Source organism: Zeimonas sediminis (genome assembly GCF_023721795.1).
Taxonomy (GTDB): domain Bacteria; phylum Pseudomonadota; class Gammaproteobacteria; order Burkholderiales; family Burkholderiaceae_E; genus Zeimonas; species Zeimonas sediminis.
The window spans coordinates 2,606,434-2,627,944 of the sequence record NZ_JAMQYE010000001.1 but is presented as its reverse complement, the minus strand read 5'-3'; the positions used below and the strand labels follow the sequence as shown (position 1 = coordinate 2,627,944).

The following is a 21,511-nucleotide window of genomic DNA, read 5'->3' as shown; positions in this document are numbered from 1 at the left end:
TGCCCGGATCGGTTGCCTGGGGAATCCCGCTGCGGGCGGCGCTCGCTCAGCCGCCCTGCCGGCGCCAGAGCCCGCGCGACAGGTCGATGCCCAGCTGCTTGAGCTTGCGGTACAGGTGGGTCCGCTCGAGGCCGGTGCGCTCGGCGACCCGGGTCATGCTGCCCTGCTCGCGGCCGAGGTGGTATTCGAAATAGGCGCGCTCGAAGGCGTCGCGGGCCTCGCGCAGCGGCAGGTCCAGCGGCAGCTCGCGCAGCAGGATCGAGGCCCCGGCCGCCTGCGTCCGGCCGGCCTCGGCCTGCGCGCCGGCCGCCGGCACGAAACCGGCCGGGCGCTCGGCGCCCGCCTGCTGCGGCGCCTCGGCCACGACGGCTTCGCCGACCGGCGCCGCCGGCACGAAGGCGGTGACTGCCGGTTGCCGCGAGGGCTCGCCGGCGGCCGCCGGAGGCACGGACGGCTGCGCCGCGGCGCGGCCGCGCTGCAGGCCGGTTTCCACCGCCCGCAGCAGCTTCTGCATGGTGATCGGTTTCTCGAGGAAATCGAGCGCGCCGATCCGCGTGGCCTCGACCGCGGTGTCGATCGTCGCGTGACCGGACATCATGATGACCGGCATGGTCAGCTTGCCGGCGGCGGCCCACTCCTTGAGCAGCGTGATGCCGTCGGTGTCGGGCATCCAGATGTCGAGCAGCACCAGGTCGAGGCGGTTCTCCTCGCGCAACTGCCGGGCCTGGCCGGCGTTCTCGGCAGAGTGCACCGAATGGCCTTCGTCGCCGAGGATCTCGGAGAGCAGTTCGCGGATGCCGATTTCGTCATCCACTACGAGGATTTCCGCCATGAGCCCTGCGTTCGCTAGTCGTGTTGCTTCTCGGACAGCCCGGGATTCTCCCCGTTTTTGGCCAGTTTCGTAAATAGCACGGCAATGCGCGCGCCGGCGGTCTCGCCGGCCTCGTTCTTCAGGTTGCCGACCTCGACCCGCGCGCCGTGCTCGTCTGCGATCTTGCGGACGATCGCCAGGCCCAGGCCGGTGCCGCGCGCCTTGCTGGTCACGTAGGGTTCGAACACCCGCGCGAGCACCGCGGCCGGGAAGCCGCTGCCGTTGTCGCTGACGCAGACGCGCACGATCGTGCCGCCGTCGGCGCGTGCGAGCATTCCCGTCTCGACCAGGATACGCGCACCGTCGACGCGCTCGGTCGCCTCCTGCGCATTCTTCAACAGGTTGTGGATCACCTGGCGCAGCTGGGTCGTGTCGCCCATGACCCTGGGCAGCCCTTCGGCGAGCCGCGCCTCGACGATCGCCCGCCCCTCGCCGCCGGGGTAGAGGCGGAGCACGTCCTCGATCAGCGCATTCAGGTCGAGCGGCGCGAGGCGCGCGGCCGGCAGCCGCGCGTAGTCGCGGAACTCGTCGACCATGTGCTTGAGCGCCGCCACCTGGTTGACGATCGTCTGCGAATTCTTGGCGAGCAATTCCGCGTCGGCCGGCGGCAACCGGTCGGCCAGCTTGCGCTGCAGCCGCTCTGCCGCGAGCTGGATCGGCGTCAGCGGGTTCTTGATCTCGTGGGCCAGGCGCCGCGCGACCTCGGCCCAGGCCACCGCGCGCTGGGCCGAGATCACGCCGCTGATGTCGTCGAAGACGATCACGTAGCCGACTCGCCGCTCCGGCAGGATCGAGCCGCGCGCCAGGATCGTCTGCTCGTCGGGTGCCGGCGCGGGAGCCTGCCCGCCCGCCGCGTCCGGCGCCGGCTCGCCGCCCGCCTCGCGCGCGACGGTCGCCGCCAGCGGCAGCACGAACTGTCGCTGCCAGCTGGGGTCGCCGGCCGCGACCTGCTCGTCGAAGGCGGCGCGAACCTGGCCGGCCAGGGCGCCGAGCCGCGGCACCTCGGCCAGCGGCAGGTCGAGGTACTCGAGCATCGACAACCCGAGGATGCGCTCGGCGCCGGCGTTGGCCAGCACCAGCCGGAAGTCGGAGTCGAGCACCAGCACGCCGGCGGTCAGGTTGGCCAGCACGCTCTCGAGGCGGGCGTTGGCCCGTTCGAGCTCGCGCTGGTTGCGATCGACCTGGAGCCTCGCTTCCTCGAGCTGCCGGGTCATCACGTTGAACGACTGGGTCAGCATCCCGAGCTCGTCGCGGCCCGAGTAGTCCTTGACCGGCCGGAAGTCGCCCTCGGCCACGGCCCGGGTGCCGGCGGCCAGCATCGACAGCGGGCCGGTCAGCCAGCCCGCCAGCAGGAAGGACGCGGCGATCGCGGCGAAGGCGGTCAGCAGGAAGATCAGCGTCAGCGTGACCCGGTACAGCCGCAGCAGCGCGTCGCGCGACAGCTGCAGGGCCTGGAAGTCGCGGCGGCCGCGATCGACCGCCTCGGCGTTCTCGGCCAGCGCCGGCGGGACGGCCTGCACCAGCTGCAGGTAGCGGCTGTCGTCGAGCAGCTGCCGGTCGGCACCGATGACCAGGATCACCCGGAGCTTCAGCGATTCCGGCTTGCCCTCCTCGCCCGGCTCGACCGCGGCGTACTGGCGGGTCAGACGGGCCTGCCTCAGCGCATTGGCCGGCGGCAGGTCGGGCACCAGGCTCGCCAGCCGGTTGCCGCTGGCGGCGACGATGCGGCCGGTGCCCGACACGATCAGCGCGTCCTGCACGCCGCTCTGCTCGCGCAGCCGGTTCAGCGCATTGGCCCAGTCGCGCTCGGGCGCCTCGACGAGTTCGGCACTGATCGATCGCGCCCGCTGCGAGAGGTCGGTCAGCATCGCGTCGAGCGTGGACCGGCCCAGCGCGAGGCCCGAGTCGAGCGCCCGCTCGACCGGCACCGCGAACCAGGACTCGACCGACCTGCCGACGAACTGCACCGCGACCAGGTAGATCAGGGCGACCGGCACGATCGTCATCAGCGTGAACGACACCGCCATTCGCGCCATCAGCCTCGTGCCGAACAGGCGCCGCCGATAGCGCAGCACCAGCCGGCGCACCAGTTCGAGCACCAGCAGGAACAGGCCCGCCGCCACGCCCACGGTGAGCCAGAGCAGCCCCGCGTAGTAGCGCTCGAACATCCGCGTGTTCGCGGTCGCGCCGGCCAGCAGCACGAGCAGCACCAGCGCCAGCGCGACCGCCCCGATCAGCGCGAAGCGCAGGATCCGCCCTACTGCGCGCTTCTCGGCGTCGGCTTGAACTTGAATTGCTTCCATTCGGCCTGCGGGGTCCAGTCGCGGCTGGCCAGGCCGCCGATCTGGAAGGGCTTGGGGAGTCGCGTCGTGTCCAGCTTCAGCCGGACCCGGGCGTCGTAGGTCACGTCGGGATCGAGCTCGCCGTCGTCGGCGACGCGCCAGCCGCGCAGCCGCGCCATCGTGCGCAGCGCCTCGTCGACCGAGTCGAAGGGCTGGATGATGCCGTCCTGCGAGAGCCGGTACTGCCGGGTCAGCGCGTGGTAGGCCAGCCGCCAGCTCAGCGAGCGCTCGACCACGACCGCGTCGAGCCACCACCAGCGCGGGCGCGTCAGCTCGAAATCGGCGGAGAAATAGAGCGGCACGCCCCGCTCTAGGGCGTCGCGAAGCGAGGGCGTGAGCGGGACCTCGAAATCGGCCGACAGGACGTAGCCGCCCCCGGCGCCCCGCTCGAGCCGCGGCGCGTCGATCGCATCGGGACGCGCATCGGCCGCCTCGACCGTCGGATCGGCGGCATCGGGCCGGGCCTGCACGGCCGGCGCGCCGGAGGCGCCCAGCAGCGCTGCCACCAGGGCTAGCGCGAGGGCGGATCGGAGGGTCACGAGCGCTTTTCCAGCAAGGCGTAGAAGAAACCGTCGTGATCGCGAAGCGACGTGGAAACGGGCAGCAGCTGTGCGATCGCCTCGTCGGCATCGCCGATCCGGGCCGCGAGCGGCAAGCGCCCGGCGTCGGCGTGCGACGCGAGGAAGCTGGCCACGACCGACTCGTTCTCGACCGCAAACACGGAGCAGGTCGCGTAGAGCAATTTACCACCCGGCCTCAGCAGCGGCCAAAGGGCCGCCAGGATCTCCGACTGGCGCGCCGAAAGTGTCGCGAGATCGCGACGCCGCCGCAGCCAGCGGATGTCGGGATGCCGGCGAACGATGCCCGAGGCCGTGCATGGCGCGTCCACCAGGATCCGGTCGAAGGGGCGGCCGTCCCACCAGCCTTCCGGGCGGCGGGCGTCGCCCTCGACGACCCGCGCGCGCTGGCCCAGCCGGGCGAGGTTCTCCCGGACCGGCGCGAGCCGCGACTCGTCGACGTCGAGCGCGGTCAGCTCGCAATCGGCCAGCTCGAGAAGGTGCGTGGTCTTGCCGCCGGGCCCGGCGCAGGCGTCGAGCACGCGCTCGCCGTCGCGCGGGGCGAGCAACGGCGCCGCGAGCTGCGCGCCGGCGTCCTGGACCGACACGTCGCCGTCGGACCAGCCGGGAAGCGCGTCGACCGGCACCGCCCGCTCGAGCCTGAGCGCCTGCTCGCCGACGCGAGCCGCGGCGAGACCGGCCCGCTCGAGGCGGTCGAGGTAGGCCGGCACGCTGCCGTGCCGAAGGTTGACCCGCAGCACCATCGGCGGCGGCCGGTCGGCGGCGGCCAGCACCGCCTGCCAGTCGGCAGGGTGGTCGCGGCGCAGCTGCTCGATCCACCATCGGGGATGGTTCCAGCGAGCGACCGGATCCTCGCGCGCCGCCGCGAGCAGGCCCTCGCGCTCGCGCAGGAAGCGGCGCAGCGTGGCGTTCAGGAAGCCCGCCGCCGGCGCGGTGTCGGGCGCCGCCCGGGCAGCCTCGACCGCCTGGTCGACGATCACCGCCTCGGCGCGGATCGGCTCGACCAGCTGGGAGAGCGCGACCGCCTGCAGCGCGGCCAGCCTGGGCGCCGGCGGGCGCCGGTTCAGCGCCGCGGCGAGCGCATCGACCAGACCGAGGCGGCGCGCCGCCTCGTGGGCCATGTCGCGCACCGCCGCGCGCGAGGCCTCCGGCAGGCGGCCGCTGCGCTCGGCCGCCGCCAGCGCGGCGTCGAGCGCTGCGGGCAGGGCGCGGCCCGCCTTGAGCGCCTCGACCGCCGCGGCCGCCAGGGCGATCTCGCGAGACAGCGGCGCGCGGTCTGACATCGGATCGGGAAAGTCGCGGGAAGCGAGAACCGACGGCGGGCGCGGACCGGACCGCGCCGGCCGGTCAGTAGCCGCCGCGGCCGGCCATCGCCATCAGGCGGGCGATCCGCTCGGCGGTGTCGGGGTGGGTCGAGAACAGCCCGCGCAGTCCGCCGCCCGCGAGCGGGTTCATGATCATCATCTGCGCCGTCTCGGGATGCCGCTCCGCCGCCTCGAGCGGGATGCCCTGCGCGTAGCGGTGGATCTTCTCCAGCGCCGAGGCCAGCGCGGCCGGATCGCCCGAGATCTCGGCGCCGCCGCGGTCGGCCTCGAACTCGCGGGCCCGCGAGATCGCCATCTGGATCATCATCGCCGCCAGCGGCGCGAGCAGCATGACCGCGATCGATGCGATCGGGTTGGCCGGCCTGCCCTCGCTGTCGCGGCCGCCGAAGAACATCGCGAAGTTGGCGAGCGCCGAGATCGCCCCGGCCATCGTGGCGGAGATCGTCGAGATCAGGATGTCGCGATGCTTGACGTGCGCCAGCTCGTGGGCCATGACGCCGCGCAGCTCGCGCTCGCTCAGCACGCGCAGGATGCCGGTGGTGGCGGCCACCGCCGCGTTCTGCGGGTTGCGGCCGGTGGCGAAGGCATTCGGCGCTGCCTCGTCGATCAGGTACACGCGCGGCATGGGCAGCTCGGCGCGCTGGGCGAGCTCGGCGACCATCCGGTAGAACTGAGGCGCGGTCGTCTCGTCGACTTCCTTCGCGCGGTACATCTTCAGGACCATCTTGTCCGAGAACCAGTACGCGAAGAAGTTGCTGAGCAGGCCGAAACCGAGCGCCAGCAGCATGCCCTGCTGCCCGCCGATCGCTGAACCGACGGCGCCGAACAGCGCCATGATGCCGGCCATCAGGACCGCAGTCTTGACCCAGTTGAACATGGTGATCGAATCTCCTTTCAGGATGTCAGGTCGACGTCGCCGCTCGTGGCCGACCGACCTCGTCAATCCCGAATATCGGGGCCGGGGCGCGATCCTGCAAGCATCGACACGCTCAGGTCGTTGCAGGGGGCACGAACCTTTCGCCGGGGCTGATCGGAAAGCCCCGCAGGAAATCGGCGCAGCCGAGCCGCTTGCCGCCCGGCTTCTGCAGCTCGGTGGCCGCGATCGCTCCGCGGCCGCAGGCCACGACCAGGCCGTTCGCGTCGGCCGCCAGGACCGTGCCAGGCGCAGCCGGGTGCGGTGCCGCCGCGGCCGCATCCGGCGCCGCGACCCGCGCGCGCCAGAACTTGACCGGCACCGGCTCGTCGCGCGCCAGCATCGCGACCGACCCGGGCACCGGGTCGAAGGCGCGAATCCGGTCGACCAGCGCCGCGGCGTCGAGTGCGAAGTCGAGCGCGCCGTCGGCCTTGCCCAGCTTGCGGGCGTAGGTGGCGCCCTCGGCCGGTTGCGGCACCGCCTGCAGGCGGCCGGCCTCGAGGCCGGCCAGCGCGTCGACGATCGCCGCCGCGCCCAGCGCCGCGAGCCGGTCGTGCAGGCTGCCGCCGCTGTCCCCTGGCAGGATCGGCGTGCTCACCATCGACAGCATCGGACCGGTGTCCAGCCCCTCGTCCATCTGCATGATCGTGATGCCGGTTTCGGTGTCCCCGGCCTCGATCGCCCGCTGGATCGGCGCCGCCCCGCGCCATCTCGGCAGCAGCGACGCGTGGATGTTCAGGCAGCCGAGCCTCGGGATCGCGAGCACCTGCGCGGGCAGGATCAGCCCGTAGGCGGCCACGACCATCGCGTCGAGCCGGGCGTCGGCCAGCCGCTGCCAGGCATCGGGGTCGCGCAAGGTGGCCGGCTGCCAGACCTGCAGGCCGAGCGACAGCGCGAGCCGCTTGACCGGGCTCTGCTGCAGCGCCTTGCCGCGGCCGGCCGGCCGGTCGGGCTGGGTCAGCACCAGCGCGATCTGGTGGCCGGCGCGGGCGAGCGCGTCGAGCGCGGTCGCGGCGAACTCCGGCGTTCCGGCAAAGGCGATTCGAAGCATCGGGTCAGTGAGAGTCCAGTAGATACAAGGACGGCGCGCGGAGAAATCGTGGCGAGCGGGCCGAGGTCGCGCCGAGAAGCGCAGCCGTAAGAGGAGTACGGCGAGCATCGCAGGCGCGAGATCGGCCCGCGCAGCAGATTCATCCGTGCGCCGTCAGGCGACGACCCGCTCGGCCTTCAGCATGCGGATGCGGATGCGGTTCTGCTTGAGCCTGGACAGGTGCTGCACGAAGACCCGGCCGTTCAGGTGGTCGATCTCGTGCTGGATGCAGACGGCAAGCAGCCCCTCGCAGCGAAGCTCGAAGGGCTCGCCGCGCTCGTTCAGCGCGCGGACCGTGACCCGGTCGGGCCGCTCGACCTCGTCGTAGACCCCCGGCACCGACAGGCAGCCCTCCTCGTAGACCTTGCGCTCGAGGCTCTCGCCGACGATCTCGGGGTTGATGAAGACCTGCAGCTGATCGTGGGCCTCGGACACGTCGATGACGATCACCCGCTCGTGGACGTCGACCTGGGTGGCGGCCAGGCCGATGCCGGGCGCCGCGTACATGGTCTCGGCCATGTCGCGAACGAGCTGGCGGATCCGGTCGTCGACCTCGCGCACCGGTTTGGCGACGCGATGCAGGCGGGAATCCGGATATTTGAGGATCGGAAGTACGGCCATCGGGAAATAACCGCCGTCGGTAGGATGCGCCTGACGGGTTGGCTTGCGACACCCCCACGATGTCGGCAGAATCCGCCGCACGGGGGCCCAGATTCAATGAAAAATCTTATCACGCGCGGTTTCGCGCTCGCCTTTGCTCTCACGGCCTGCGTGGCCTTACGGGCCCAGCCGATCGAGCTTGCACCGGATGCGCCCGAGCGCTACACGGTGGTCAAGGGCGACACGCTCTGGGACATCTCGGGCCGCTTCCTGAGCAAGCCGTGGCGCTGGCCGGAGATCTGGGACCTCAACCGGGAGCAGATCCGCAATCCGCACCTGATCTATCCGGGCGACATCGTCATCCTCGACCGCTCGGGCGCCACGCCCAGGCTCAGGCTCGCCCGCCTGGTGGGATCGGGCGGTTCGGGCGTCGACCCGTCCGGCCTGCCGATAGAGAAGAGGCAGCCGCGGGTGCGCGTCGAGGCGCTCGACCGCGACCCGGTCTGGACGATCGACTCCACCGCGATCGAACCTTTCCTGACCCGCCCGCTGATCGTCGGCGAGAAGGAACTCGCGACCAACCCGCGGGTCGTCGCCACTCAGGACGGAAGGGTCTACCTCGGCCGCGGCGACATCGCCTACGTGCGGGGAATTTCTGACGATTCCGTAAAGGAGTGGCATGTCTATCGCCAGGCCAAGCCGCTGCTCGACCCGGACACCCGCAAGCCGCTCGCCTGGGAAGCGCAGTTCGTCGGCTCGGCGCGCCTCGAGAAGGTGGGCGACCCGGCCTCGCTGCGCGTGACGGCGACCGCCGAGGAAATCGGGGTCGGCGACAGGCTGATGCCGTCGGTGCCGCCCAAGGTGTTCAGCTACGTCCCGCGCCCGCCGTCGGCGCAGGTCGCGGGCCGGATCCTGTCGGTGCATCGCGGGGTCACCCAGGTCGGCCGCAACAACGTCGTGGCCTTGAGCGCCGGCACCGACAAGGGCCTCGAGGAAGGCCACGTGCTGGCGATCCACCAGCGCGGCCGCACGGTCGTCGATCGGGAAACGAAGGAGAAGATCAGACTTCCGGACGAGGCCGTCGGTCATCTTCTCGTATTCCGCGTATTCGATAACATCTCCTACGGTCTGGTCATGGAAGCGTCGCAGTCGATCTCGGTCGGCGACGTGGTCACCAATCCGTAGGTTCGAATGCCACTTCCCGCCGGGGCGCGCGATGCCAGCGCGCCGTGGCTGCGGCTGATCCTCACTCCCGGCATCGGGCCGGCGGCGGTGCGCCGCCTGCTCGAGGCCTTCGGGCTGCCCGAGGACGTGCTCGCGGCCGGTCACGCCAAGCTCTCCGCCGCGATCGGCGCCCCGCGCGCCCAGGCGCTGCTCGCCGGCGACACGGCGCGCGACGCGGCGATCGAGGCCGCGCTCCGCTGGGCGCAGGCCGACGACCACCATCTCGTTTGCCTCGACGACCCCCGCTACCCGCCCAGGCTGCTCCAGATCGCCGACCCGCCGCCGGTGCTGTTCGTGCGCGGCGACCCCGAGTCGCTCGGCCGGCCGTCGATCGCGATCGTGGGCAGCCGCCACGCCACCCAGGCCGGGCTGGGCCACGCCCGGGACTTCGCCCGGACGCTCGGCGAGGCCGGGCTCACCGTGGTCAGCGGACTGGCGCAGGGCATCGACGCCGCCGCGCACCAGGGCGCGCTGGCGACCCGCGCCGGCACGCTGGCCGTCACCGGCACCGGCATCGACCGGGTCTACCCGCCGCGGCACGGCCCGCTGGCCGACGCGATCGCTGCCAACGGCGCCGTGCTGACCGAGCTGCCGCTGGGCACCGAGGTGCAGCGCTCGAACTTTCCGCGGCGCAACCGGCTGATCGCGGGGCTCGCGCTCGCCACGCTGGTGGTCGAGGCGGCGCGCCAGTCCGGCTCCCTGATCACCGCGCGTCAGGCCGCCGAGTCCGGGCGCGAGGTCATGGCGATCCCCGGCTCGATCCACTCGCCGCTGTCCAAGGGCTGCCACCAGCTGATCCGCGAGGGCGCGAAGCTGGTCGAATCGGCCGAGGACGTTCTCGTGGAGCTGCGGGGCGTGCTGGGCCAGGGTAGCGAACCCGGCCGTGACCGGGCCGCCGGGGCTGGCGAAGCACCCCGCGCGGCCGATCCGGACGGCGACGGGCTCCTGCTGGGCGCCCTCGGCTTCGATCCGGCAGACCTGGACACCCTGGTCGAGCGCACCGGGCGGCCGGCCGGCGAGATCGGCGCGCGGCTGCTCGAGCTCGAGCTCGCGAACAGGGTCGAGCGTCTGGTCGACGGCCGCTTCGTCCGGCTGAACTAGGGAATTCGGCCGAAGGCCGCGGGGCGGCGCCCTGGCGCGGCCCGGGTCCGGCCCGCATCGTCCGGTCGTCCGACCGGCCGGGCGGCCGGCTTGCACCGGGTTGCGCCGGCCACTTATGATTGGCGCCCCTTGCCGCCTCGCCGGCGCCGGGCCCCCCGGCCCGGGATCCGGGCAGCCCGCCGGCGCTGCCGGCGAACAGCAATCCACCCACGGACTCCGAATGAGCAAAGCCCTGATCATTGCCGAAAAGCCCTCGGTGGCCGCCGACATCGCGCGGGCGCTGGGCGGCTTCTCGCGGCAGGGCGACTACTTCGAGAGCGACGACTACCTGATCTCGTCGGCGGTCGGCCACCTGGTCGAGATCGCCGCCCCCGAGCAGTACGAGGTCAAGCGGGGCAAGTGGTCATTCGCGCACCTGCCGGTGATCCCGCCGCATTTCGACATCCAGCCGATCGCCAAGAACGAGGAACGGCTGAAGCTGCTCGCGAGGCTGATCCGCCGCAAGGACGTCGACCTGCTGATCAACGCCTGCGACGCCGGGCGCGAGGGCGAGCTGATCTTCCGGCTGATCGCGCAGTACGCGAAGGCGAAGCAGCCGGTCAAGCGGCTGTGGCTGCAGTCGATGACGCCGGCGGCGATCCGCGACGCGTTCGCCCACCTGCGCGAAGACGAGCAGATGCTGCCGCTGGCCGACGCCGCCCGCTGCCGTTCCGAGGCCGACTGGCTGGTCGGCATCAACGGCACCCGCGCGATGACCGCATTCAACTCGCGCGAGGGCGGCTTCTTCCTGACCACGGTCGGGCGCGTCCAGACGCCGTCGCTCGCGATCGTCGTCGAGCGCGAGGAGAAGATCCGGCGTTTCGTGCCGCGCGACTACTTCGAGGTCCACGCCCAGTTCGCGGCGCAGGCCGGCGCCTACGCCGGCCGCTGGTTCGACCCCGGCTTCCGAAAGTCCGACGATCCCGAGGCCCGCGCCGAGCGGATCTGGGACCGCGCCGGGGCGGACGCGATCGCCGCGGCCTGCCAGGGCAAGCAGGGCACGGTCACCGAGGAGTCGAAGCCGACGACCCAGCAGTCGCCGGCGCTGTTCGACCTGACCAGCCTGCAGCGCGAGGCCAACGGCCGCTTCGGCTTCTCGGCCCGCACCACGCTTGCGCTGGCGCAGGCGCTCTACGAGCGGCACAAGGTGCTGACCTACCCGCGTACCGACTCGCGCGCGCTGCCCGAGGACTACCTCGGCACCGTCGTGTCCACGATGGAGATGCTGCGGGGCGGCGAGTCGACGGGCGCGGCGAGCCAGTACGCGCCCTTCGCCCGGCAGGCGCTCGAGCGCGGCTGGATCCGGCCGAACAAGCGGATCTTCGACAACACGAAGGTTTCCGACCACTTCGCGATCATCCCGACGCTGCAGGCGCCCAAGCCGGGCGGCCTGTCCGACGCCGAGCAGAAGATCTACGACCTGGTGGTCAGGCGCTTCCTGGCCGTCTTCTTCCCGCCTGCCGAGTTCCTGGTGACCACCCGGATCACCACGGTCGGCGAGCACAGCTTCCGGACCGACGGCCGGGTGCTGGTCAACCCCGGCTGGCTGGCGATCTACGGCCGCGAGGGGGGCCGCGACGACACGCTGGTGCCTGTCGGTCCCGACGAGCGGGTGCAGGCCGAGTCGGTCGACGTGGTCGGGCTGGCCACCCGCCCGCCGGCGCGCTACAACGAGGGCACGCTGCTGTCGGCGATGGAAGGCGCCGGCAAGCTGGTCGAGGACGACGAGCTGCGCGAGGCGATGGCCGAGAAGGGGCTGGGCACGCCGGCCACCCGCGCCGCGATCATCGAGGGCCTGATCGCCGAGAACTACCTTGTGCGCGACGGCAAGGACCTGATCCCCACGCCCAAGGCCTTCCAGCTGCTGACCCTGCTGCGCGGCCTGCAGGTCAGCGAGCTGACCGCGCCCGAGCTGACCGGCGAGTGGGAGTACAAGCTCGCCCAGATGGAGCGGGGCCGGCTGTCGCGCGAGGTCTTCATGCGCGAGATCGCCGAGATGACCGAGCGCATCGTCGAGCGGGCCAAGAACTTCGGCTCCGACACGGTCCCCGGCGACTACGCGACCCTCGAGACGCCTTGCCCGGCCTGCGGGGGCGTGGTCAAGGAGAATTACAAGCGCTTCGCGTGCACGAAGTGCGAGTTCTCGATCACCAAGATTCCGGGCGGACGCCTGCTCGCGCCGTCCGAGGCCGACGCGCTGCTGAGCGATCGCACGATCGGCCCGCTGCAGGGTTTCCGCAGCAAGATGGGCCGCCCCTTCGCGGCCATCCTGAAGCTCACCGCCGACAACAAGCTCGAGTTCGACTTCGGCCAGTCCGATGCCGACGCCGAGGCCTCCGAGCCGGTCGACTTCGGCGGCCAGCCGCGGCTCGGCGACTGCCCCAAGTGCGGCGCCGGCGTCTACGAGCACGGCATGGCCTACGTCTGCGAGAAGTCGGTCGGCCCCGAGCGCAGTTGCGATTTCCGCAGCGGCAAGATCATCCTGCAGCAAGAGGTCGAGCCGGCCCAGATGTCCAAGCTGCTCGCCGAGGGCCGCACCGACCTGCTGACCGGCTTCGTGTCGCAGCGCACCCGGCGCAAGTTCAAGGCCTACCTGGTGCGCGGCGCGAACGGCAAGGTCGGGTTCGAGTTCGAGCCCCGGCCGGCCAAGGGCGGCGCAGCGCGGACCGGAGCGGCCGGGGCCGAAGCGGAAGGCGCGGAGGCCGGCGCGGGCGTGAAGCCGAGCGCGGCGAAGCCGGCCGGGAAATCGCCCTCAGCGAAGGCTTCGGCCAAGGCGGAGACGGCCAAGCCGGGCGCGACCCGGGGCGGCGCCAGGTCGACCGCGACCAAGGCCGGCTCGAAGACCGGCTCGAAGGCCGGCTCGAAGGCGGGCGCGGCCAAGGCCGGCGCAAAGTCGCCTGCCGCCAAGGCCCGGACGACCGCGCGCAAGACGGCCTGAGCCCTGCCGCGGCGGGGCCCCGCGTGCGACCCTGGGGCCGTCGCGCCGCGCGAGCGCCGCATGCCCTAATATCCCGGGGTGGTCCACAGCCTCCGGATGTCATGAAGTGCAGTCATCCCGGCGAGGTCGATGCCGACTGGGTATTCGGCTACGGCTCGCTGATCTGGAATCCCGACTTCGATTTCGAGCAGGCCCACCTGGCGCGGGCCTGGGGATACCACCGCGCCTTCTGCGTTCGCTCGACCCGCTACCGGGGCACCCCGGAGCGTCCCGGACTGGTGCTCGGGCTCGACCGGGGCGGCAGCTGCATCGGCGTGGCCTATCGACTCGAGTCGCGCAGCCGCTCGGCGGCGATCGAACGCTTGTTCGACCGAGAGATCCCCGATCCGGCCGCCAGCATCTACCTGGCGCGCCAGATCGTGGTCGAACTTCCCGACGGCGAACGTGTGCAGGCGCTTACTTTCATAGCTGACCGCAGCAGGGGTTCATACCAGCGCCTGAGCGACTCCGAGATCCTCGAACGCCTGCACGCCTGCCACGGCCAGCGTGGGCCGAACCGCGAATACGCGATCAACACCTGGCATGCGCTGCGCCAGCGGGGCGTGCACGACGCCCGGTTGCTGCGATACGTCCGTCAATTGCTCGACGATGCCGAGGCATCGAACCGTTCACCCTCGATCGACAACGCCGACGCACCGCAGCCTCGGCCATCGATCGACGACGAGAACGGCCCGGAACGGACCCCGCTCGCTCAGGCCTGAAACGGGTCCCGCAGGCGGGACCCCGAGGGCACGCCGGCCATCAGGAAGGCCATCTGGTCGGCGAGGATGCGCCGGTTTCGCAGGATGAACGCCTCGCACAGGCTGGGCACGTACGGGACGTAGAGCAGGGGCATCCGGGCCTGCTCCGGCGTGCGGTCGCCCTTCCTCAGGTTGCAGGGCTTGCAGGCGCTGACCAGGTTGGTCCAGGAGGTCTTCCCGCCGCGGCTGCGAGGCTGGACGTGCTCGGTCGTGAGCTCGTTCGGCCGCAACCTGCGACCGCAGTAAGCGCACACATGGCAATCCCGGGCGAAGAGCATTTCCCGGGTCAGCGCCGGCACGATCGCCAGCGGTGCCCGGCCGGCACGGTCGCCGCGCACGGCCACGATCGACCGCAAGGTCAGCGAGGAGCGCAGGCCCGACGCACGGTTGACGCCGCCCCTCAGCGTGAACGAGTGCTCGCCGTAGTCCCAGGCGACCTGGTCCTTGCAGTAGTAGGCAACGGCTTCCTCGACCCCGATCCAGCGGCGCGGGGTGCCTCCGGCGTCGAGCACGAGAATGCTGACCGATGAAGCGAGAGCCGTCACGAAACCCTCCGGTGGCGCCGCCAGCCGCAAGCCGGCCGCCGGACAGCAAGAACCGTTCCCGCCATTCTGCACCAGCAGGGGCCAGCTGGGCGATATTCCGAGCGGACGCCGGCTGGGCGATATTCCGCGCCCCGGGCGGGCGGCCTGCGATAATCGAAGTGTCGATCGAATCCCGCGCCGGCCGCCCGGGAACCGGCCCGTCCGGCGGGTGGCAGGCCCGGCTGCACAGGAGCCACAAGATGATTCCGACCCTCCTCCGAAAGCTGGCGCTCGTCGCCGGCACCCTCCTGCTGGCGGCCGGCTGCGCCGCCCCGTCCAAGAGCGGCTACACCTACACCGAACGCGAGGCGCGCCGGCCGATGCAGGTCGAGATGGCGGTGATCGAGGCGATCCGCGAGGTCCGTCTCGAGCGCAGCCGGCCCGACGGCGTCGGCACCGCGGCCGGCGCCGTGGTCGGCGGCGTGGCCGGCTCCAACATCGGCGGCGGGAGCGGCCGGATCGTCGGCTCGGTGCTCGGCGCGGTGGCCGGCGGCGTCGCCGGCAGCTACATCGAGAAGTCCGCGACCGACCGGCCCGCGCTCGAGATCACGGTGCGCACCGACTCCGGTCGGGTGTTCGCCGTCGTGCAGGAGGCGGGCGGCGAACAGTTCGCGCCCGGCCAGCGCGTGCGCATCCTGACCGACTCCCGCGGCACGACGCGCGTCTCGTATTGATCCCGCCCCGATTGCGGCGGACCGGCGCCGGGCGAATGCGATCCGCCCGACTTCGCTGCGCTAACATCGCCGGCTGGCCCGGCGCGCCTCTCGCGAACCCGTCGCGCCTCTCACGACTCGAACTGCCATGATCGAAACCACTCTCGAACGCTTCCAGGCCGACGTCATCGACGCGTCGATGGAAAAGCCGGTGCTGCTCGATTTCTGGGCACCCTGGTGCGGCCCCTGCAAGTCGCTCGGCCCGTTGCTCGAGAAGCTCGAGTCGCAGTACGGCGGCCGCTTCCTGCTGGTCAAGGTCAACACCGACGAGCAGCAGCAGCTCGCGCAGCACTTCCGGATCCGCTCGATCCCGACCGTGTTCGCGATCGTCGGCGGCCAGCCGGTCGACCAGTTCCAGGGCGCCCTGCCCGAAGGCCAGCTGCGCGAGTTCATCGACAGGCTGCTGCCGGACCCGACCGAGGCCGAGATCGAGCAGGCGATGCAGGCGCTCGAGCGCGGCGACCGCGACGGCGCCACCGAGCTGCTGAAGAAGGTGCTCGCCGCGGTGCCCGAGCACGAGACCGCGCGCCTGCTGTACGCCCAGTTGCTGCTCGAGGGCGACCCGGCCGCCGCGCTGGCAATGCTCGACGCGCTGGGCGACGAGGCGAAGGCCGACCCGCAGGTCGCGGCGCTGATCGCCCGCGCCCGCCAGCTCGCCGAGGAAGCGCACGTGCCGCCCCCGCTCGAGCTGGTCACCCGGATCGCCGAGAACGACGGCGACCTGCAGGCGCGGCTCGACCTCGCGCACCACTACATCGAGCAGAAGGCCTGGGCGCCGGCGCTCGAGCAGCTGCTCGAGATCGTCCGGCGCGACCGCGCCTTTGGCGACGACGTCGGCCGCAGGACGATGATCGATGTCTTCGGCAAGGCCTCGGCCCAGCCGCAGCTGGTGTCGGAATGGCGCCGGCGGCTCAGCTCGGTGCTTTTCTGAGCAAGCGCCCCGGAACCCAGCGCACGCCCCATCGACGCATTCACCCGGGCCCCACGGCCCGAACCGCGCGAAACCGCGCCACCCCCGGAGAAAGAAGAAGCACCATGCAACGCCGCGATTTCCTGATCGGCACCGGCGCGCTCGCCGCTGCCGGCGCGATGCCCGCCCTCGCCCAGGGCTTCCCCAGCCGACCCGTCACGCTGTACTGCGCCTTCTCGGCCGGCGGCCCGACCGACCAGGTCTTCCGCGTGTTCGCCGAAGCGGCGACCGCGACGCTGGGCGGACAGGTCGTGGTCGAGAACAAGCCGGGCGCCGGCGGCACGCTGGCGGCGCTGTCGCTGCGCAACGCGCGCCCCGACGGCTACACGCTGGCGCAGGCGCCGATGGGCCTGTTCCGGATCCCGCACATGCAGAAGAAGCAGTCCTTCGACCCGATCGCCGACTTCACCTACATCAGCTGCCTGACCGGCTACACCTTCGGCCTGGTCGTGCCGGCCGATTCGCCGATCAAGTCGATCAAGGACCTGATCGCCTACGCGAAGGCCAACCCGGGCCAGTTCACCTACGGCAGCCCGGGCGCGAACACCTCGCCGCACCTGGCGATGGAGGAGTTCTCCGAGCGCGCCGGCATCAAGCTGAACCACGTGCCCTTCAAGGGCAACGCCGAGGCGATGGTCGCGCTGCTGGGCGGGCACATCATGTCGGTCAGCGACTCCACCGGCTGGGCGCCGCACGTCGAGTCGGGCAAGGTGAGGCTCCTGGCGACCTACGGCAGCAAGCGGACCAAGCGCTGGCCGGACATCCCCACGCTGACCGAGCTCGGCTACGACACGGTTTCGGACTCGCCCTTCGGCCTGATCGGCCCGAAGGGCATGGATCCTGCCGTCGTGCAGAAGCTCGACGCCGCCTTCAAGGCCGCGCTCGACGACCCGAAGGTGCGCCAGATCGTCGACCGCTTCGACCAGCCGGTGGTCTACATGAACTCGGCCGACTACACGGCCTGGGCGAAGAGGACCTACGAAGCCGAGAAGAAGACGATCGAGCGGCTCGGCCTGGTCGGCACGATCTGAGAACCGGCAGGGACAATCCACGGAGGAGACCGACATGACGCGCAGCAGCACCATCGAACTGACCGCCGCCGACGGCCATCGCTTCGCGGCCTACGTGGCCGAGCCCGAGGGCAAGGCCCGCGGCGCGATCGTGATCGCGCCCGAGATCTTCGGCATCAACTCGCACATCCGCTCGGTGGCCGACGGCTACGCGGCCGACGGCTACCTGGCGATCGCGCCGGCGCTGTTCGACCGCGCCCAGCGCGGCTACGAAACCGGCTACTCGCCCGACGAGATCCAGGCCGGCATCGCGGTGATGCAGAAGGTCGACATGGCCGACGCGATGAAGGACGTCGCCGCCTGCGTGGCCCACGCGAAGGCGGCCGGCAAGGTCGCGATCGTCGGCTACTGCTGGGGCGGCACGGTGGCCTGGGTCGCGGCGGCGCGGGTCGACGGCCTGGCCTGCGCGATTCCGTACTACGGCGGCGGCATCCCCAGCTTCGCGAGCGAGCAGCCGAAGTGCCCGGTGATGTTCCACTTCGGCGAGAAGGACCAGTCCCCGACCCCCGAGCAGGCCCGCAAGGTGGCCGCCGCCAATCCGTCGGCGATCGCGCACTTCTACGAAGCGGGCCACGGCTTCAACTGCGACCAGCGCGGCTCCTACGATGCCGCGTCGTCGAAGCTGGCGCGCAGCCGCACGCTCGAGTTCCTGGGCAAGCACGTGGGCTGAGCGGCGCTACTGCGCCGTCCACCCCCCGTCCACCGGCAGCGCCACGCCGGTGATCCCCTCGGCGGCGTCGCTGCACAGGAAGGCGGCGACCTCGCCGATCCGCGACGGCGGCAGCAGCGTCAGGTTCGGCTGCTTCTCCTTCAGCAGATCGCGGATCGCCGCATCGCGGTCGCCGCCGAACTGCGCGGCGCGCGCCGCGATCTGCGGGCCCAGGATCGGCGTCTCGGTCCAGCCCGGGCAGATGCAGTTGACCGTGATGCCGTCGGTCGCGGTTTCCAGCGCGACGCCCTTGGACATGCCCACCAGCCCGTGCTTCGACGCCAGGTAAGCGGTCTTGTTCACCGAGGCCACCAGCCCGTGCACCGACGCGATGTTCACGATGCGGCCCCAGCGCCGCTCGCGCATCGCCGGCACCGCCGCGCGCATCGCGTGGAAGGCCGCGCTCAGGTTGATCGCGATGATCGCGTCCCAGCGATCGGCCGGGAACGACTCGATCGGACTGGTGTGCTGGATGCCGGCGTTGTTGACCAGGATGTCGGGCGAGGCCAGCGCCCGCGCGGCGCTCGCCACCAGCGCCGCGGCCTGGTCGGCGCTCGCCAGGTCGGCCTGAACGTAGGCCGCGCGAACCCCGTGCGCCCGCGCCAGCGCCGCGGCGATCCCGTCGCCGCGCGCCTGCGGCTCGATGCCGTGCACCGCCACGTCCGCGCCGGCCGCGGCCAGCGCCTGCGCGATGGCCTCGCCGATCCCTTGCGTCGCGCCGGTGACCAGCGCGGTCCGTCCCTCCAGCATCTTCCCCGCCATGTTCAGGCCCCCTCCTTCGTCCGGTCCCCGCCCGTCCCGTCGCCCGCGGCCTGCGCGCGCTCGCGCTCGCGCAGCTCGGTCTTCAGCACCTTGCCGTAGTTGTTCTTCGGCAGCGACTCCGCGAAGCGCCAGCGCTTGGGGCGCTTGAAGCGCGCGATCCGGTCCAGGCAGTGTGCGTCGAGCTCGGCCTCGGTGGCCGGCTCGCGCAGCACGACCCAGGCCACGACGATCTCGCCCCAGTCCGGATCGGGCGCGCCGACCACGCTGACCTCGGCCACCGCCGGGTGCGTGAGCAGCGCCTCCTCGACCTCGCGCGGATAGATGTTGGTGCCGCCGCTGATGATCAGGTCCTTGCTGCGGTCGAGCAGCGTGAGGAAGCCGTCGGCATCCAGCGCGCCGACGTCGCCGGTGTGCAACCAGCCGTCGCGGATCGCGGCGGCGGTCGCCTTCGGGTCGTCGAGGTAGCCCTTCATCACGACCTCGCCGCGCACGCAGACCTCGCCGGGCTCGCCCGGGGGCAATTCGCGGCCGTCCTCGCCGCGCACCGACACCTCGACCATCGGCTGCGGATAGCCGACCGAGGCGAGCCGCTCGCGATGGCGAGGGTGCTCGCGGTCCAGGATCACGTGCTTCGGCAGCACCGTGATCGTCATCGGGCTCTCGCCCTGGCCGTAGATCTGCGCGAAGTGCGGGCCGATCACCTCCAGCGCGCGCTCGATGTCGGCCAGGTACATCGGGCCGCCGCCGTAGCAGATCGTGGCGAGCCCCTCGATCGGCCGACGGCCCTCGGCGCCCTGCTCTCCGGTGCCCGTGCCCGTGCCCGCGCCCTCGCGCAGTCGCGCCGCCGCCCACTCGACCAGCCGGTGCACCATCGTCGGCGCCGCGAAGAACGAGGCGTTGCGCCAGTGCCCCGCCAGCGCGGCGATCTCGGCGCCGTCGAAGCCGCCCGAGGCCGGCACCACGTTCAGCCCGCCGTTGACCACGTAGGGCAGGTGATACAGGCCGCCGCCGTGCGACAGCGGCGCGGGGTGCAGCATCGTGTCGCCCGGCGACACCGACTGGACCTCGGCCAGGTAGGCCATCGTGCACCAGCGCAGGTTGCGCGCGGTCAGCTGCACGCCCTTCGGACGTCCGGTGGTGCCGCTGGTGTAGAACAGCCAGGCCTCGTCTTCCTCGCCGCGATCGGCGATCGGCGCCGGCTCGAGCGAGGAAACGTCGGGGAGCCCGCCGGCGGCCGGCACACCGACCCCGGAACCCCCCGTGCCGGACAGGGCGCCACCGCCCACCAGCTCGCAGCCCTCGGGCGCGTGCCCGGACAGCGCAGCGCCGCGCTCGGCGTCGACCAGGCACAGCTTCGCGCCGCTGTGCGACAGGATGTAGGCGGCCTCTCGGCCGTGCAGCTTCGCGTTGATCGGCACGGCCGCGAGACCCGCCCACCAGATGCTCCAGAGCCAGACCAGGTAGTCCGGATCGTTGCCGCGGAAGATGCCGACGCGGTCGCCGGGCGCCAGGCCCGCATCGAGCAGCCAGCGCGCGCCGCGTGCGGCACGGCCGGCGAACTCGCGGTAGCCGCACACCACCGTCTCGCCGTGCGCGAGCGCCGGCCGGTCTCCGAAAACGGCCGCGCTGCGCGCCAGCCAGTGGGCGAGGTTCATTCGACTCGCTCCAGGATGCTCACGCAATTGGAAACACCGGCACCGCCCATGTTGAAGACGCCGGCGAGCCGGGCCGGCGGCAGGCGGTCGGCGCCGAAGCGCCCGAGCAGCAGCCACGAGGCCAGCACGTGCATCGACACGCCGGTGGCCCCGATCGGATGGCCCTTGGCCTTCAGGCCGCCCGACAGGTTCACCGGCAGCCGGCCGCCCGGATGCACGATGCCCTCGGCGAGCACCCGGGCGCCCTGGCCCGGGCCGGCCAGCCCCATCGCTTCGTACTGCATCAGCTCGGCGATCGTGAAGCAGTCGTGCGTCTCGACGCAGTCCAGGTCGCCGAGCGACACGCCGGCGCGGTCGAGCGCCAGGCGCCAGGCCTCGCGGCAGCCGGCCAGCTCGCTCATGTCGCGCGCCGACATCGGCATCAGGTCGGTGACCTGCGCGCTTGCGCGAAGCCTGACCGCGGGCGCGCCGGTCGGCCGCGCGTCCGATGCCGCGAGCACCACCGCCGCCGCGCCGTCCGAGATCGGCGAGCAGTCGGTGCGCAGCAGCCGGCCCGCCACCCGCGGGTTGCCGGGCGATTCGGTCGCGCAGAAGGATTCGTCGAGCGCCTGGCGCAACTGCGCGTAGGGATTCTCGGCGCCGTTGGCATGGTTCTTCGCGGCGATCTTCGCCATTGCCGGCTCGGGCGCGCCGAAGCGCGCGGCGTAGGCATCGGCGATCCTGGCGAACATGCCGGCGAAGCCCGCCGGCGTGTCGGCCTCCTCGGCCACGTAACCGGCTGCGAGCAGCGCCTGGCCCACCTCGCGGGTCGGCAGCCGGGACATGCTCTCCACGCCGATCGCCAGCACCCGCCGCGCGTCGCCGGCGCGGATCGCCTGCGCGCCCTGGTGGACCGCGGCGGTGCCGGTCGCGCAGGCGTTCTCGACCCGAGTGGCCGGCCTGAAGCGCAGCCCCGGCAACAGCCCGCCGGCCAGGCCGGCGGTGAAGCCCTGGCGAGACAGCCCGTGATTGAAGTGGCCGACGAAGACCGCGTCGATCTCCGAGGCATCGAGCCCGGCGTCGTCGAGCGCCTGTTGCGCGACCTCGCGCATCAGCGATTCCACGTCGCGCTCGGGGAACTTCCCGAAGCGGGTGTGGGCGAACCCGATCAGATCCACTGCCGGCATCGGCCTTCCTCCTGTCGTTGGTTGCGCCCCGGGGCGGTGCGCCCGGGATCGCGTCCCGGCC

At 72.0% G+C, this 21,511-nt stretch carries 19 protein-coding genes; 8 read left to right on the top strand and 11 right to left on the bottom strand.

Annotated features, from left to right (window positions below; translation table 11 throughout):
- Window positions 1-46: 46 nt before the first annotated feature.
- From M6I34_RS12445 to def, 7 genes are all read right to left on the bottom strand, one after another.
- The gene (locus tag M6I34_RS12445) at window positions 47-832 is read right to left on the bottom strand and encodes a response regulator (protein ID WP_272485993.1); all 786 of its coding nucleotides are present in this window, start codon (window positions 830-832) and stop codon (window positions 47-49) included.
- Between the two features lie 14 nt (window positions 833-846).
- Window positions 847-3,174, bottom strand: a complete 2,328-nt coding sequence (locus tag M6I34_RS12440) for a sensor histidine kinase (RefSeq protein WP_272485992.1) — start codon at window positions 3,172-3,174, stop codon at window positions 847-849.
- Window positions 3,129-3,752, bottom strand: a complete 624-nt coding sequence (locus M6I34_RS12435; protein ID WP_272485991.1) for a DUF4390 domain-containing protein — start codon at window positions 3,750-3,752, stop codon at window positions 3,129-3,131. Before M6I34_RS12435 ends, M6I34_RS12440 begins: the two co-directional genes overlap by 46 nt.
- The gene (gene rsmB / locus M6I34_RS12430; protein WP_272485990.1) at window positions 3,749-5,074 is read right to left on the bottom strand and encodes a 16S rRNA (cytosine(967)-C(5))-methyltransferase RsmB; all 1,326 of its coding nucleotides are present in this window, start codon (window positions 5,072-5,074) and stop codon (window positions 3,749-3,751) included. The genes M6I34_RS12435 and rsmB overlap by 4 nt, the downstream gene beginning before the upstream one ends.
- A 64-nt stretch (window positions 5,075-5,138) precedes the next feature.
- Entirely contained in the window at window positions 5,139-5,993 is an 855-nt protein-coding gene (gene htpX / locus M6I34_RS12425) for a zinc metalloprotease HtpX (RefSeq protein WP_272485989.1), read from the bottom strand.
- 112 nt (window positions 5,994-6,105) lie between these two features.
- Window positions 6,106-7,080 carry a methionyl-tRNA formyltransferase gene (fmt, locus tag M6I34_RS12420; RefSeq protein WP_272485988.1) on the bottom strand — a complete coding sequence of 325 codons (975 nt, stop codon included), beginning with the start codon at window positions 7,078-7,080 and terminating at the stop codon, window positions 6,106-6,108.
- 153 nt (window positions 7,081-7,233) lie between these two features.
- Complete coding sequence (gene def / locus M6I34_RS12415) at window positions 7,234-7,740, bottom strand: peptide deformylase (protein WP_272485987.1); 507 nt, start codon at window positions 7,738-7,740, stop codon at window positions 7,234-7,236.
- A gap of 96 nt (window positions 7,741-7,836) precedes the next feature.
- Here def and M6I34_RS12410 point away from each other — a divergent pair, with 96 nt between their 5' ends.
- From M6I34_RS12410 to M6I34_RS12395, 4 genes are all read left to right on the top strand, one after another.
- Window positions 7,837-8,904, top strand: coding sequence for a LysM peptidoglycan-binding domain-containing protein (locus M6I34_RS12410; protein ID WP_272485986.1), 1,068 nt, complete (start codon window positions 7,837-7,839; stop codon window positions 8,902-8,904).
- A gap of 6 nt (window positions 8,905-8,910) precedes the next feature.
- On the top strand, window positions 8,911-10,044 hold the full coding sequence (gene dprA / locus M6I34_RS12405; RefSeq protein ID WP_272485985.1) for a DNA-processing protein DprA: 1,134 nt from the start codon (window positions 8,911-8,913) through the stop codon (window positions 10,042-10,044).
- A 220-nt stretch (window positions 10,045-10,264) separates the two neighbouring features.
- Window positions 10,265-13,021 carry a DNA topoisomerase III gene (locus tag M6I34_RS12400; protein WP_272485984.1) on the top strand — a complete coding sequence of 919 codons (2,757 nt, stop codon included), beginning with the start codon at window positions 10,265-10,267 and terminating at the stop codon, window positions 13,019-13,021.
- Window positions 13,022-13,122: 101 nt separating this feature from the next.
- On the top strand, window positions 13,123-13,782 hold the full coding sequence (locus tag M6I34_RS12395; protein ID WP_272485983.1) for a gamma-glutamylcyclotransferase: 660 nt from the start codon (window positions 13,123-13,125) through the stop codon (window positions 13,780-13,782).
- Here M6I34_RS12395 and M6I34_RS12390 read toward each other — a convergent pair.
- Window positions 13,773-14,366: an HNH endonuclease gene (locus tag M6I34_RS12390; RefSeq protein ID WP_272485982.1), complete on the bottom strand. Its 594-nt coding sequence runs from the start codon at window positions 14,364-14,366 to the stop codon at window positions 13,773-13,775. The two genes, M6I34_RS12395 and M6I34_RS12390, sit on opposite strands and share 10 nt — an antisense overlap.
- Before the next feature lie 239 nt (window positions 14,367-14,605).
- Here M6I34_RS12390 and M6I34_RS12385 point away from each other — a divergent pair, with 239 nt between their 5' ends.
- The 4 genes from M6I34_RS12385 (at window position 14,606) to M6I34_RS12370 (ending at window position 17,828) form a co-directional block, all read left to right on the top strand.
- Entirely contained in the window at window positions 14,606-15,079 is a 474-nt protein-coding gene (locus M6I34_RS12385; RefSeq protein ID WP_272485981.1) for an outer membrane lipoprotein, read from the top strand.
- 130 nt (window positions 15,080-15,209) lie between these two features.
- The gene (gene trxA / locus M6I34_RS12380) at window positions 15,210-16,049 is read left to right on the top strand and encodes a thioredoxin (RefSeq protein ID WP_272486677.1); all 840 of its coding nucleotides are present in this window, start codon (window positions 15,210-15,212) and stop codon (window positions 16,047-16,049) included.
- A gap of 104 nt (window positions 16,050-16,153) precedes the next feature.
- A complete protein-coding gene (locus M6I34_RS12375) occupies window positions 16,154-17,119 on the top strand; it encodes a tripartite tricarboxylate transporter substrate binding protein (RefSeq protein WP_272485980.1) in 966 nt (321 codons plus the stop codon).
- Window positions 17,120-17,153: 34 nt separating this feature from the next.
- Window positions 17,154-17,828, top strand: a complete 675-nt coding sequence (locus M6I34_RS12370; protein ID WP_272485979.1) for a dienelactone hydrolase family protein — start codon at window positions 17,154-17,156, stop codon at window positions 17,826-17,828.
- Between the two features lie 6 nt (window positions 17,829-17,834).
- Here the strand turns inward: M6I34_RS12370 and M6I34_RS12365 are convergent, their stop codons facing one another.
- From M6I34_RS12365 to M6I34_RS12355, 3 genes are read right to left on the bottom strand one after another with little or no spacing between them, the layout of a single operon-like run.
- On the bottom strand, window positions 17,835-18,617 hold the full coding sequence (locus M6I34_RS12365; RefSeq protein ID WP_272486676.1) for a 3-hydroxybutyrate dehydrogenase: 783 nt from the start codon (window positions 18,615-18,617) through the stop codon (window positions 17,835-17,837).
- Between the two features lie 14 nt (window positions 18,618-18,631).
- Entirely contained in the window at window positions 18,632-20,284 is a 1,653-nt protein-coding gene (locus M6I34_RS12360; protein WP_272485978.1) for an AMP-binding protein, read from the bottom strand.
- Window positions 20,281-21,450 (bottom strand): thiolase domain-containing protein, encoded by a 1,170-nt coding sequence (locus M6I34_RS12355; RefSeq protein WP_272485977.1) that lies wholly within the window; start codon window positions 21,448-21,450, stop codon window positions 20,281-20,283. Before M6I34_RS12355 ends, M6I34_RS12360 begins: the two co-directional genes overlap by 4 nt.
- Between the last annotated feature and the right edge of the window lie 61 nt (window positions 21,451-21,511).